13 protein-coding genes are annotated in these 12,847 nt (G+C 70.4%); all 13 read right to left on the reverse strand.

Annotation, left to right across the window (positions count from 1 at the left end; translation table 11 throughout):
- Positions 1 to 9: 9 nt before the first annotated feature.
- Positions 10 to 813 (reverse strand): hypothetical protein, encoded by an 804-nt coding sequence (locus OG432_RS03805; RefSeq protein WP_328307689.1) that lies wholly within the window; start codon positions 811 to 813, stop codon positions 10 to 12.
- Positions 814 to 843: 30 nt separating this feature from the next.
- Positions 844 to 1,371, reverse strand: coding sequence for a hypothetical protein (locus OG432_RS03810; RefSeq protein WP_328307691.1), 528 nt, complete (start codon positions 1,369 to 1,371; stop codon positions 844 to 846).
- A gap of 52 nt (positions 1,372 to 1,423) precedes the next feature.
- Positions 1,424 to 2,152 carry a hypothetical protein gene (locus tag OG432_RS03815; RefSeq protein ID WP_328307693.1) on the reverse strand — a complete coding sequence of 243 codons (729 nt, stop codon included), beginning with the start codon at positions 2,150 to 2,152 and terminating at the stop codon, positions 1,424 to 1,426.
- Positions 2,153 to 2,177: 25 nt separating this feature from the next.
- Entirely contained in the window at positions 2,178 to 2,684 is a 507-nt protein-coding gene (locus tag OG432_RS03820; RefSeq protein ID WP_328307695.1) for a hypothetical protein, read from the reverse strand.
- Positions 2,681 to 4,000, reverse strand: coding sequence for an MCE family protein (locus tag OG432_RS03825; protein WP_328307697.1), 1,320 nt, complete (start codon positions 3,998 to 4,000; stop codon positions 2,681 to 2,683). The genes OG432_RS03820 and OG432_RS03825 overlap by 4 nt, the downstream gene beginning before the upstream one ends.
- Entirely contained in the window at positions 4,000 to 5,247 is a 1,248-nt protein-coding gene (locus OG432_RS03830) for an MCE family protein (protein WP_328307699.1), read from the reverse strand. The genes OG432_RS03825 and OG432_RS03830 overlap by 1 nt, the downstream gene beginning before the upstream one ends.
- The gene (locus OG432_RS03835; protein WP_328307701.1) at positions 5,244 to 6,410 is read right to left on the reverse strand and encodes an MCE family protein; all 1,167 of its coding nucleotides are present in this window, start codon (positions 6,408 to 6,410) and stop codon (positions 5,244 to 5,246) included. The genes OG432_RS03830 and OG432_RS03835 overlap by 4 nt, the downstream gene beginning before the upstream one ends.
- Positions 6,407 to 7,411 carry an MCE family protein gene (locus tag OG432_RS03840; protein WP_328307703.1) on the reverse strand — a complete coding sequence of 335 codons (1,005 nt, stop codon included), beginning with the start codon at positions 7,409 to 7,411 and terminating at the stop codon, positions 6,407 to 6,409. Before OG432_RS03840 ends, OG432_RS03835 begins: the two co-directional genes overlap by 4 nt.
- 107 nt (positions 7,412 to 7,518) lie before the next feature.
- A complete protein-coding gene (locus OG432_RS03845; protein ID WP_328307705.1) occupies positions 7,519 to 8,550 on the reverse strand; it encodes an MCE family protein in 1,032 nt (343 codons plus the stop codon).
- Positions 8,547 to 9,812, reverse strand: coding sequence for an MCE family protein (locus tag OG432_RS03850; protein WP_328307707.1), 1,266 nt, complete (start codon positions 9,810 to 9,812; stop codon positions 8,547 to 8,549). Before OG432_RS03850 ends, OG432_RS03845 begins: the two co-directional genes overlap by 4 nt.
- Positions 9,809 to 10,612, reverse strand: coding sequence for an MlaE family ABC transporter permease (locus OG432_RS03855; RefSeq protein ID WP_328307709.1), 804 nt, complete (start codon positions 10,610 to 10,612; stop codon positions 9,809 to 9,811). The genes OG432_RS03850 and OG432_RS03855 overlap by 4 nt, the downstream gene beginning before the upstream one ends.
- A 2-nt stretch (positions 10,613 to 10,614) precedes the next feature.
- On the reverse strand, positions 10,615 to 11,454 hold the full coding sequence (locus OG432_RS03860; protein ID WP_328307711.1) for an MlaE family ABC transporter permease: 840 nt from the start codon (positions 11,452 to 11,454) through the stop codon (positions 10,615 to 10,617).
- Positions 11,451 to 12,437 carry an ABC transporter ATP-binding protein gene (locus tag OG432_RS03865; protein WP_328307713.1) on the reverse strand — a complete coding sequence of 329 codons (987 nt, stop codon included), beginning with the start codon at positions 12,435 to 12,437 and terminating at the stop codon, positions 11,451 to 11,453. The genes OG432_RS03860 and OG432_RS03865 overlap by 4 nt, the downstream gene beginning before the upstream one ends.
- Positions 12,438 to 12,847 lie beyond the last annotated feature (410 nt).

Here is a 12,847-nt window from a genome sequence, read left to right on the forward strand (position 1 = left end):
GCGGGGCCCTCATGCCCCCTGCCCGAACGTGTCGATCGCGGAGATCTTCCACGTGGCTCCGCTCCCCCGCACCACGTCGACGGCGAACATGGCCGCGGCGTAGGTCGTTTCGGGCTTCTTGCCCGCCGTCCGGGTGCTGCTCTGGTCGGCGTAGACCAGAACCCGGGCCCGGCTGCCGTCGATCATCTCCACACCGCTCTCGGTCACGCTGGTCGTCAGTACCAGCTTCTGGTCCTTGCCCTGCGCCCGGACGGCGGCCAGCATGTCGCGATGTTGCTGAACCGCCTTGCCCGTCAGCAGAGTTGCGGCTGCCTTGTCGGCGGCCGCGGTGTCCGCGTAGTTGTACGAGAAGAGCGCGGCGACGGCCTTGGCGGTCTGGCCCTTGACGTCACTGGTGCGGGCGGGGTCGGTCAGGGCGGCGTTCCGGGCGGCCGGGTCGGAGCGCAACGTGTCGGCCCGGGTCGCGGCGAGCCCCGCGAACGCGCCGAGCAGGACGATGAGCACGCACAGCACGACCGGGGCCGGCACGGACGCGAGGCGGCGCAGTGCGGCGGTGGCCCCGGCGGGTATCCGCGGCGCGGGCAGGCGACCACGAGCGGGCGACTTCGGGGCATCTTCCTCCGAGGGCTTCGAACTCGCCTGCTCGCCGCGGGACTTGCCTGTCGGTTTCTCGTCGGATCCGTCGGGCAGCGACTCCTTGCGGGAACCGGCCGTCCGCCCGACGCGATCCGGCGCGGGCTCGACGGCGGCGCGGGCGGCCCCGGCATGGGCCAGCCGGCGCTGACGGTTGACCAAGTGGCGGGTCGTCGACATGTGCGGCTCCTGTCCGAAGGGTGAAGGGGGTCAGTTGGCCGCGCTGTCGCCGACCGGCGCCTGGCCGAGGGCGCTCAGCTTCCAGCCGCCCGCGGTGCGGGTGAGCTCGCCGAGCATCCGGCTGTCCTTGGCCGCGGGTTGCTGTTTGAGTGCCTGGACGGTGATCCGCAGGGCCACCATCACCCTGGCCCGGCCCGCCCGGTCGTCGAGCTCGGTGACCGCGCCGTCGAGCACCTTGGCGGTGGTGACGGTCTGCGCCTGCTGGACTTGCTTCTCGAACTCACCGCGCCCGTCCGCCAGTTGCTGACGGAGGTCGCCGGTGGTGGAGTCCTGCCACATGTCGAGGCCGTGGGCCACATCCTTGTGGTCGAGGGTGGAGAGATTCTGTACGGCCTGCTCGCCCGCCGCGAGCACCTTGTCGCGCGCGCGTGCGTAGGCGGCGGAGTCGTCGTGCGCGGCGCCGTACCAGGACCAGCCCGCCCACACCGCGAATCCGCCCGCGATCAGGGTGAGTGCCAGCGCGGCGGCGAGCAGGGGCTGGATCGTCATGCGTGCCATGGTCTTCGTGCTCCCTCGGTGCGGTGCCGGCGGTGATGGCGGCGTGCGCGGTCTAGCGGGCCTGGATGTCGGTGATGCGCCAGTGGCCGTCGTCCAGTTGGGCCGTGACGGTGAGCTGGGCGGCGGCCACGGTGGCGGGCTTGCCATCCCTCTGGGCCCGTTGGTCGAGGAAGACGAGCAGCTCCGCGTGGTCGCGGGTCAGCCGGACGACGCCGCCCCGCACCACATGCGTGGTCAGAGTGAGCTTCTGCTCGGCGACCCGCTGTCTCAACTCCCCGAAGAGCGCGGCGTATTGAGTGGCTGCCCGGCCTCCGAGCAGATCCTTCGCCGCGTCCTCGGTCACGCGGGTGTCCTCGGGCACGTAGGAGAAGACCTTCCCGAGTGTGTTGCTGACGTCACCGATGACCTGCGTGGTGGCCCCGGCGTCGGTGAGCGCCCGATTGCCCGCGGCGGGAGCGTGCGTCAACTGCCGTGCCTGGATCAGCAGTCCGGACCCGAGGAGCAGAAGTGCCAGGGCGAGGACGCAGGCCAGTGCGAGCGTGCGGCGGCCGGGGCGGCGGGCGGACGCGGGAGCGCCGGAAGGGCCGTCCCGGCCGGCCTCGGCACCCAGGTCCGGGATGGAGGCCGTCGCGGACCGGTCGCCGCCCACCGGGTCGTCGGCGGAGGCCGTCGCGGACCGGTCGCCGCCCACCGGGTCGTCGGCGGAGGCCGTCGCGGACGGGTCGCCGCCCGTGGGGTCGCGGTCCGGGCCCTGGACGGCCTTCGCCTCTGCTGTGCTCACGCTGTTTCTCCCTACCGGTCCGGGGTCAGGGTGCGGCGACCGGAACCGCGTTGAGTGCCTTCAACTTCCAGCCCGAATCGGTGCGTTCGAGCGCTGCCTCGATCCGTTTGCGGTCGGTGGTGGCCGCGCCGCCCTTCGGGGTCAGCCGCACCCGCACCGTCGCGATCAGCTTCGCGCTGCCCGATCGGTCGTCGAGTTCGGTGATGGCCGCTTCAGTGACCTCCCCGCGCGCCGAGGTCGTCGGCCTTCCGGCGCCCGTCCGGCGGAGTTCGTCGCGGAGCGGGCCCGTGGACGCGTCGAGCCAGGCGCTCAGCGTCGTGTCGGGGTGGGCGGCGTCCAGCGTCGAGAGCGCGGCCACCTGGGTGCGGCCCGCCTTCAGGGCGGCATCGCGGGAGGCGCCGTACGCGAGGGAGGAGTCGCTCCGCGCCTCCAGGTACGTCCACCCGCCGAAGACGGCGAAGGCGGCTGCGAGCGCTGTCAACGCCACGACGAGTACGCGGCGGAGTTGAGGGCTGTCCGGGAGTCGCTTCACGGCCGGCCGTCCCTTCCCGCGGCGCCCTGGGTCAGCCCGAGCAGGCCGGCCAGATCACTCGGGCCACTGGCCAGACCGGGCAGACCCAGGGCCCCCGGGAGTGCGGAGGGCCGGGCCTGCGGCGCCGCGGGCCCGGTCGCGGCCGAGGACCCGTGCGTCGCGGGGGCGGCCGGCAGGGACCCCGGCTGGGCCGGGGCCGGGACCCCGCCGCCGGAGGGCGCGTGCGCCGAACCCCGTACGTCGGTGCCGCTGCTCGCCGGCGCGGCGCACCGCGCCTTGGTGTTGAGCTTGGGCGTGTCGAGGGTTTCGAGGCCGTTGCGGTAGGTCGTGCCGCCGTATCCGTCGGTGCAGGGAAGCGGCGCGAAGAACGTGACAGCCATGCCCAGGTTCGCCCCGTTCTTGTCGATGGCCGTGGCGCCCGCAGCGGCCAACGGCGGGATTTTCACCAGGAGTTCCTCGATCCCACGCTGTCTCGTCACGGCTACGTCCGCCGTGGTGAGGAGGTTGGCGAGCACCACGCCGAGCTGCGGATCGAGGTCCCTGAGCAGTCCGCTGACCTGCCCGGCCGCGTCGGGCGCGGCGGCGATCAGACGGCGCAGGTCACCGTCGGACTGCTTCAGCGTGGCCGCCAGGCTCTGCGCGCCCGTGGCGAACGTCTTGATGGCCTGGCCCTCGTCGGCCTGGGTGCGCAGCACGGTCTCACCGTCCGCGAGCAGCACGGTCGTGCTCGGCAGCGCCTTGTCCGCCGCCTTGACGAAGTCGCTGCCGTTGTCGAGGAGCGCCTGGAGGTCGTCGCCGCGCCCCTCGAAGGCCTTGCCGAACTCGTCGACGACCGTACGGAGCGACTCCAGCGGTACCGAGGCGGCCAGGTCGTTGACGCTGGTCAGTACGGTGGTGACGGGCGCCGGTGTGCGGGTGTCGGACTGCGCGATCTCGGCGCCGTCGCCCAGGTAGGGCGCCCCGGTGGAGGTGGGCCGCAGGTCGATGTACTGCTCGCCGACGGCGGACAGGTTGGCCACCACCGCCTGCAGTGCGCTCGGGATGGGGGGAGCGGAGTCGTCGATGCGCAGCTCTGCCACGACTCCGTCGTCGGTGAGCCCGATCGGCCCGACGCGTCCCACCGAGACGCCCCGGTAGGTGACGTTGGAGTGCGTGAACAGGCCCCCGGTCTGGGCGAGATGGACCTTCACCGTGTAGTAGTCGCGGATGCCGACGTAGTGGCCCACGTCGGCGTAACGGAACCCGGTGTAGCCGAGCACCAGCACGGCGATGGCGAGGAACGCCACGTTCTTGAGTCTGGTCGCACGCGTCAGCATCAGCGCGTACCTTTCTGGCCGCCGACCGGCGGCAGAGCGAACGGCGTCTGCTGCCCGCCCCGGCCGCCCTGCCCGCCCTGCCCGGTGGATGCGCTCGACGCTTCGTTCGCCGCCTTGGCCGCCCTCGCCCCCTCAGCCCCTTGCGTCTCCGGCGTCGCGGGTGATGCCGGTGTCGCGGGCGCCGACGGTGGCGACGACGCCGTGAGCGGCGGGATGATCTGGGTGCCGGCCGCGGCCGTCACATCGAGGTAGACGTTGAGGTAGTCGCCCTTCACCCCGCGCAGCACCTCGTCGGTGAACGGATACGTGAGCAGCACTTGGAGCGAGTCGGGCAGGTCCTTGCCGGAGTCCGCCAGCTGCCCGAGGATCGGCGCGAGGGACTTGAGGTCGGCCACCATGTCGTCCTTGCTCTTGTTGACCGTGGAGACGGCGACCGTGGAGAGGGTGTCCAGCGACTTGAGCATCGTCAGGAGTGAACCCCGTTGGTCCTCAAGGACTTTGAGGCCAGGTGACAGCCCGGTGAGGACGGTGCCGACCTGCTGTTTGCGGGTGGCGAGGGTCGCCGAGAGCCGGTTCACGCCGTCCAGGGCGTCGGTGATGTCGCCGCGGTGGCCGTCCAGGTCGGTGACGAGGGTGTTGACGCGCTGAAGCATGGAACGCACCTCCGGCTCGCGGCCCGCGATCGCCTTGTTGAGCTCGGTCGTGATCGTCTTGAGCTGGTTGACGCCGCCTCCGTTGAGCAGCATGGAGAGCGCTCCCAGGACTTCCTCGACCTCCGGATTGCGGTTGGTGCGGGCGATCGGGATGGCCGCGCCCGGTCCGAGGCGTCCGCGTGCCGTCTCCTTGGTGTCCTTCGCCGGCGCGGAGAGCTGGACGAACTTCTCGCCGAGGAGGCTCGACTGCTCCAGCTGGGCGTAGGAGTTGGCGGGCAGGTCCACATCGCCCCGGATCCGCATGGTCACCTCGGCCGACCATCCGTCGGGGGCGAGCGACACCTTGGTGACCCGGCCCACCGCCACGTCGTTGACCTTCACCGCGGCCTGCGGCACCAGGCTCAGCACATCGGCGAAGTCGGCGGTGATCTCGTACGGATGGCTGCCCAGGTCGGCGCCGCCGGGCAGCGGCAGCTGGTCGATCCCGGAGAACGACGGCGCCGAGCAGCTGCCGAGCGTCAGAGCGAGGGCGACGACGACCGCGACGCCCGCTCCCGCCGCGACACCGCCCCGCCGCGTGATGCGTGGCTTCATCCCCGGCCTCCGCTCGTGGCCGCCGGACCGGAGGAGGGCGACGGCGCGGAGGTGGAGCCCTTCGCGGTGTCGTCGGCGCTCCCGTACACGGTGCCGATGGGAGGCAGGGGCAGTACGGGGAGCGCTTTCAGGCGTTCCTCGGGTACGGGCACGAGCGCCGCACTGCCGGCCACCGCGGGATTGGGGGCGTGGACGAGGTCGCCGCCCATGCTGATCTCGTTGATGTCGCCACGGCCGTCCAGGGTGCGGTGCACCGGGTCGTAGGCGTTGAGAGCGTTTCCGGCGGCGAGTGGCGCCGTGTCGAGGGCTTCGGCGAGGGAGGCGCGCTGGTCGACGAGGATCTGGGTGAGCGGGGCGAGCTTGTCGACCTCGGACTTGAGGCTGCCGCGGTTGTCCTGGATGAAGGTCTTGACGTTGCCGAGCGCCGTGCCGAGCTCCTTGAGGGCACCGGCGAGGTTGTCCTTGTTGTCGGCGAAGAAGGAGGTCACGTCGGCGAGCTGGTTCTGCGCGTCACGCACCGCCCCGTCCTTGTCCTTCAGCATGCTGGTGAAGGTCTGCAGGTAGGACAGGGTGGCGAAGAGATGGTCGCTGCTGCCGTCGAGGGTCTTGGCCGCCTTGCCGAACTGCTCGATCGAGTCGCCGATGGCCGCGCCGTTGCCGCCCAGGTTCTTGGCGCCGGTGTCGAGCAGCCCTGAGAGCGCTCCCGACGCGTTGGCGCCGTTCGGGCCGAGCGATGCGCCGAGTTCGGTCAGGGAGGCGTACAGCTGGTCGACCTCGACGGGGGTGGCGTTGCGTGAGGCGGGGAGTTCCGCGCGGTCGGCGAGCTCGGGACCGCCGGTGTAGGCGGGGGCGAGCTGGACGTACCGGTCGGCGACGACGCTGGGCGAGACCACGGCGGCCCGGACGTCCTTGGGGACCCGTACGCCCCGGTCCAGACTCACCACCACCTTGACCTGCTGCCCCTGCGGGGTCACCGAGTCGACCTCGCCGACCTTGACCCCGAGGATCCGCAGGTCCGAGCCGGGGTAGATGCCGACGGCGTGATCGAAATAGGCGGTGATGCGTTTGCCGCCGGGGCCCGCGAACACGCGCAGCCCGCCGATCACGGTGACGGCGATGACCGCGAGGGCCAGGACGATCGTGAGAGCGCGTCGCCGGCTCACGGGTAGCCTCCGTTCTTCGGCGGCATGCAGCCGGTGCCGGGGAGCGACTTCGCCGGCAGATAGTTCCTGGGGACGAGCCCGCAGATGTAGGTGTCGAACCAGCGGCCGTTGCCGACGGTGTTGCCGACGAGCCGGAAGTAGGGACCGGCCAGGGCGAGGGTGCTGTCGAGGCCCTGCTGATTCTTGACCAGGACGTCCGTGACACGCCCCAACGCGTCCAGGGTGGGCTTCAGTTGGGCGGAGTTGTCCTTGACGAGACCGGTGAGCTGGGTGCCGAGCCCGCGGGTCCCGGTGAGGAGCGCCTGGATGGCGTCGCGGCGCTGCTTGAGTTCCCCGAGGAGCAGCCCCCCGTCGTCGATGAGGGTCTCGAAACTGCTCTTCCTTCCGGCCAGCGTCTTCGTCAACTGCTGGCTGCCCTTCAGGAGTTGAGCGAGCTGACTGTCACGGTCCGAGACGGTCTTCGACAGGGCCGAGAGCCCCGACACCGCGGTACGCACCTCGGGCGGCGAGTCCTTGAAGGTGTCGGAGATCGTCTCGAAGCTCTTGGCGAGCTGGGCGGTGTCGATGGCGCCGATCGTGTTGCTGAGCCCTTCGAAGGCCTGCGTGACGTCGTACGGTGAGGTTGTGCGGGCCAGCGGGATGCGGCGCCCCGGGTCCTGCCGTGCGCTGCCGAGCGGGTCGATGGCCAGGTACTTCTCACCCAGCAGGGTCTTGATGGCGATGGCCGCCGTGGAGGCGTCTCCGATCCAGGCGTCGTTCACCTTGAAGGTGACCTTCACTTTGGCGCCGTCCAGGGAGACCCCGCTGACCTCACCGACCTTGACCCCGGCGATCCGTACCTCGTCGCCGTCGCGCAGACCGGCGGACTCGGAGAAGTCGGCGCTGTAGGTCGTGCCGCCGCCGATGAGCGGCAGCGAGTCGGCGTTGTAGGCGGCCACGCCGATGAGGACCAGGACCAGCAGGCCCACCAGGCTGACGGCGACGGGGTTGCGTTCCTTCATGGGCCTGAGCCGAGGGCGCTTGAGCGGGGGGAACTTGAGGCGGGGGCGCTTCGGGCGGGAGCCGCCCGGCCGGGCGGTCCGGGCCCCGCGCCGCGGTACGGGGAGTCTCATCCCTGGCACCTCGATTCGCTGACCGGGATCCCGGTGGGCGGCGCGCTGCCGTCCGCGGTCTTCACGCCGGACACCTTCGCCTCGCAGAGGTAGAGGTTGAGCCAGGACCCGTACGACGCGATGCGGGTGATGGCGCGCATCTTGTCGGGGGTCTTGCGCAGGAAGTCGTCGACCTGGGGAGCGCTCTCGGCGAGGTTCGAGGAGAGCCGGCCGAGCTGTTTGATGTCTTCCTTCAGCGGGGCCCTGCCGTCCTGGAACAGTCCCGCGGTGACGGTGGTGAGGTCACCCATCGCGGCGATGGCCTCGCCCAGTGGCTTGCGGTCCCCGGCGAATCCGGACACCAGGCGCTGGAGCGTCACCACCAGGTCGTCGAAGCCCGCTTCGCGGTCGTTGACGGTGGTCAGGACGGTGTTGAGATGGGTGATGACCTCGCCGATCACCTTGTCCTTGGCGGCGACGGTCGTCGTCAGTGAGCCGATGTGCTGCAGGAGGCTCTCCACCGTGCCCCCCTCGCCCTGGAGGACCTGCACGATGGAGCCGGCCAGCTGGTTGACGTCCTTGGGCGAGAGGCCTTCGAACAGGGGCTGGAAGCCGTTGAAGAGCTGGGTGAGGTCCAGGGCCGGGGTCGTGCGTGCCAGCGGGATGGTGGCGCCGGGAGCCAGGGTCGCCCCGACCGCCCCGGTGCCACGGCCCAGTTCGACGTACCGCTGCCCGACCATGTTGAGGTACTTGATCGAGGCGGTGGTCGTGCCGGGCAGCGTCCGGTCCCGCCGCACGGAGAACGTGACCTGGGCGAGCCGCCGGTCGACGACCTCCACCCGGTCGACCTGGCCGACCTTCACCCCGGCGATGCGGACGCTGTCGCCCTCGATCAGGCCGGTGGTGTCGGTGAAGCGCGCCCGGTAGGTCTCGGTGTCGCCCACCCCGGTGTTGGCTATGGACAGGGCGAGCACGGTGGTGGCCAGGGCCGTCACCAGGACGAAGACCAAGGACTTGATCAGGGGTCCCGCGATGCTGCGGCGCTTCACTTGATCGTCACCTCCGTCCCTCGCAGGGCGGGGCCGACGAGCAGGCTGCTCCAGTCGGGAAGGGACTGCGGGGCCTCCTTGAGGCCCGGCGCGAGCAGCTCGTTCACCAGTTGGTTCTCCTGCGGCGAGTTCGGCAGGCCGAGACCGGCGCCGGAGGCCGTGGCCGAGGCCGTGGCCGTGCTGGTGGGAGCGTTCTCTGCGGGGAGCGGTGCGCCGAGATAGGGCACCGGATAGCAGTGGGGTCCGTCGCCGGCGGTGTACGCGGGAGCGTCGCGTCCCGGCACGTACTTGCCCAGGGAAGGCACCACCTTGACGGTGACGTGGAGTCCGGGCTTGTCGGTGCCTTTGCCGAGGGCCTTGTCCATCGCGGGGACGAAGCCGGTCAGCGTGCGCAGGGTGCACGGGAAGGACGGCGCGTACCGGGCGAGGAGCTCCAGCGTCGGGCGGCTCACGTCGCTGAGCCGGATGATGTTGTCCTTGTTCTGCTGGAGGAAGGCCGTGAGGTCCTGGGCGGTCGTGGTCGTCCGGCCGTAGACGCCGAGGAGTTGGGTCTGCTGGTCGACGAGAGTGCCGGTGGTGGTCGTCGCGTCCGTGAGCGCTCTCAGGATGTCGGGGGCGGCGTCACTGTAGGTCTGGGTGACCTTCACGAGCTGCACCAGGTCGGCGTTGAGCGTGGGCAGGTTCGGGTTGAACTTCTTCAGGTGCGCGTCCAGCGTGACGACGGTGTCGCCGAGCTGGGAGCCGCGTCCGCGCAGCGCCTGGGCGACCGCGGAGAGCGTGGCGGAGAGCTTGTCCGGTTTGACCGCGGTGAGCATCGGCAGGACGTGGTCGAGGACCTCTTCGAGTTCGATGGCGTCGCGGGACCGGTCCTGGGGGATGGTCGCATCGGCTGAGAGCGCTCTCGTCGACGGGTTCGGCGGCGGCACGAGCGCCACGAAGCGTTCGCCGAACAGGGTGGTCGGCAGCATCTGCGCCCGCACGTCGGACGGGATGTGGCTGAGCCTGCCGGGCTGGAGGGCGAGGGTCAGCCGGGCCCCTTGGCCATCGGCGCTGATGCCACGGACCTCACCGACGACGACGCCGCGCAGTTTGACCTCCGCGCCCCGGTGCATCTCGTTGCCGACGCTGCTCGTCAGGACGGTCACCGTGTCGGAGCGGGTGAAGTCCTTGTCGTACACGGCGATCGAGAACCACACCAGGAGCGCCGGCACGAGGAGGAAGACGACTCCGGCGAGCCGGCGGCGTACGGTCGGCGCGTTCATCCGGCCACCTTCACGGTGGTGGTGGCGCCCCAGATGGCGAGGGAGAGGAAGAAGTCGGTGACGGAGATCAGCACGATCGCGTTGCGGACCGAGCGGCCGACCGCGACGCCCACTCCGGCCGGGCCGCCGGTGGCGCGGAAGCCGTAGTAGCAGTGGGCGAGGATCACCATCACGCTGAAGATGAGCACCTTGAGGACGGAGAGCAGCACATCGGTGGGTGAGAGGAAGAGGTTGAAGTAGTGGTCGAAGGTGCCGCGTGACTGGCCCTTGAAGACGACCGTGGTCAGCCGGGACGCGAAGTAGGAGCTGAGCAGCCCGATCGCGTACAGCGGGACGATGGCGACGACCCCGGCGATGATCCTGGTGGTGACGAGGTAGGGCAGGCTGCGGATGCCCATGCCTTCGAGGGCGTCGATCTCCTCGTTGATGCGCATCGCCCCGAGCTGGGCGGTGAAGCCCGCGCCGACGGTGGCGGAGAGCGCGAGCCCGGCGACCAGCGGGGCGATCTCGCGGGTGTTGAAGTAGGCGGAGACGAAGCCGGTGAAGGCGGCGGTGCCGATCTGGTTGAGGGCGGCGTACCCCTGCAGGCCGACCACGGTGCCGGTGAACAGGGTCATGGCGATCATCACGCCGATGGTTCCGCCGATGACACCGAGACCGCCGCTGCCGAAGGCGACCTCGGCCAGCAGCCGCTGCACCTCCGTGAGGTAGCGCCGCAGGGTGCGCGGGATCCACAGCAACGCCTTCGCATAGAAGGCGAGTTGGTCGCCGGAGCGGTCGAGGAGACTGAGAAGGGCCATGGTCAGCCGCCCTTCGGGGGGACGATCTGGAGATAGATCCCGGTGAGGACCATGTTCACGAAGAACAGGAGCAGGAAGGTGATGACGACCGACTGGTTGACGGCGTCGCCGACGCCCTTGGGCCCGCCGCGCGGGTTGAGCCCCCGGTAGGCGGCGACGATCCCGGCGATGAAGCCGAAGATCAGCGCCTTGATCTCGCTGACGTACAGGTCGGGGAGCTGGGCCAGGGCCGAGAAGCTGGAGAGGTAGGCGCCGGGGGTGCCGCCCTGCATGATGACGTTGAAGAAGTAGCCGCCGAGGGTGCCGACGACGGAGACCATGCCGTTGAGCAGCAGGGCCACGAACATCGTCGCCAAAACTCTTGGTACGACAAGGCGTTGGACGGGCGAGACGCCCATGACCTCCATGGCGTCGAGCTCTTCGCGGATCGTGCGGGATCCCAGGTCGGCGCAGATCGCGGATCCTCCGGCCCCGGCGATGAGCAGGGCGACGATGAGCGGACTCGCCTGCTGGATGACGGCCAGGACGCTGGCGCCGCCGGTGAAGGACTGGGCGCCGAGCTGCTGGGTGAGCGAGCCGACCTGGAGCGCGATGACGGCGCCGAACGGGATGGAGACGAGGGCCGCGGGCAGGATGGTCACGCTCGCGATGAACCAGAACTGCTCGATGAACTCGCGCAGTTGGAAGGGGCGCCGGAAGACGGCCCGGCTGACGGCGGCGGCGAGCGAGAAGAGCTGCCCGGTCTGGCGGAACGCGCCGAGCCCCGGAAGCGGCGCGCGGCGCGTCCGGCGCGGCGGGGGCTCCGGCGCCGGCGGCGGGCTCTTCTCGGCCTCCATGGTCATGGTGTGGCCTCCCGGGTCGGCGCCATGCCGTTCTCGACGGCGCGCCGCGCCGCGGGCGGCAGCTCGTCGAGCATGGCCATCACGCGCAGTTTGCGGCGCAGCACCGCCTGGCGGGCGGGCAGACCCGGCGAGGGCTCCAGCTGCGGCACGACGCGTCGCGGCGGAGAACTCACGGCTGCCACAGGCGAGTTCAGCTGTTCCATGGCGAGCGTCGCCGCGTCCTTCTCCTCCGACATGCCGATGGGGCCTTCGCGGCGCCCACTGAGGAACTGGGCGACGACGGGCTCCTCGCTCGTGAGGAGAACCTCGCGCGGCCCGAAGGTGACGAGGTTGCGACAGAAGAGCATGCCCATGTTGTCGGGCACGGTCGCCGCGATGTCGAGATTGTGGGTGACGATCAGCATCGTCGCGTCGATCTGGGCGTTGAGGTCGATCAGGAGCTGCGAGATGAAGGCGGTGCGGACGGGGTCGAGGCCGGAGTCCGGCTCGTCACAGAGGATGATCTGGGGGTCGAGCACCAGAGCGCGGGCCAGACCGGCGCGTTTGCGCATGCCGCCGGAGATCTCGCCGGGCAACTTCTCCTCGGCTCCGAGGAGACCGACCATGTCGACCCGCTCCATGACGATGCGGCGGATCTCGGACTCCTTCTTGCGGGTGTGCTCGCGCAGCGGAAAGGCGATGTTGTCGAAGAGCGACATCGACCCGAAGAGCGCACCGTCCTGAAACATCAGGCCGAAGAGTTTCCGGGTCTCGTAGATCTCCCGCTCGGGGCTGCTCACCATGTCGACGCCATTGATGAGGACCCGGCCGCGCTCGGGTTTGAGGAGTCCGATGAGCGACTTGAGGAAGACGGTCTTCCCGGTGCCGGAGGGCCCCAGCATGACGCTGACTTCCCCGGCGGGCAGGGTGAGGGTGACGTCCTGCCAGATGTTCTGCTTGCCGAAGGACTTGGTCAGACCTTCGACCACGACTTCAATTCCCATCCCACCTCCAGCAGGCATGCACATGGTGACGCGAGGGCACCGAGGGGCGCACGGTAAGTGGCGCGGCGCTGCCGAAACAAGATCCCGGACAGCGGCATCGGTGAATTCCCTTTCCTTTGTCACTCGTTGACAAGTTCCGAAGCCGGCCCGGGGGACGGCTGCGCAGAATTGGAGCAGTAAGGCGGTGGCGTGCAGGGAACGGAGGCGTCGCGGCCGAGGGAACGGAGCCGCGGCGCCCCGCCCCGGGAACAACAGCCCGGACCCGGCGCCGCGAGCGGTCCGGGACCTTCGCCCGTGCGACTCCCGGTCGCCGGGAGCACGGCCGGGAACGTGGACGCGAAACGCTCCGGACAGTGTCTGAGCTGCCCGGACCGACCGCACACCGGACGCTACGACCCAGTAACCTTGCT

Source organism: Streptomyces sp. NBC_00442 (assembly GCF_036014195.1).
Lineage (GTDB): Bacteria > Actinomycetota > Actinomycetes > Streptomycetales > Streptomycetaceae > Streptomyces.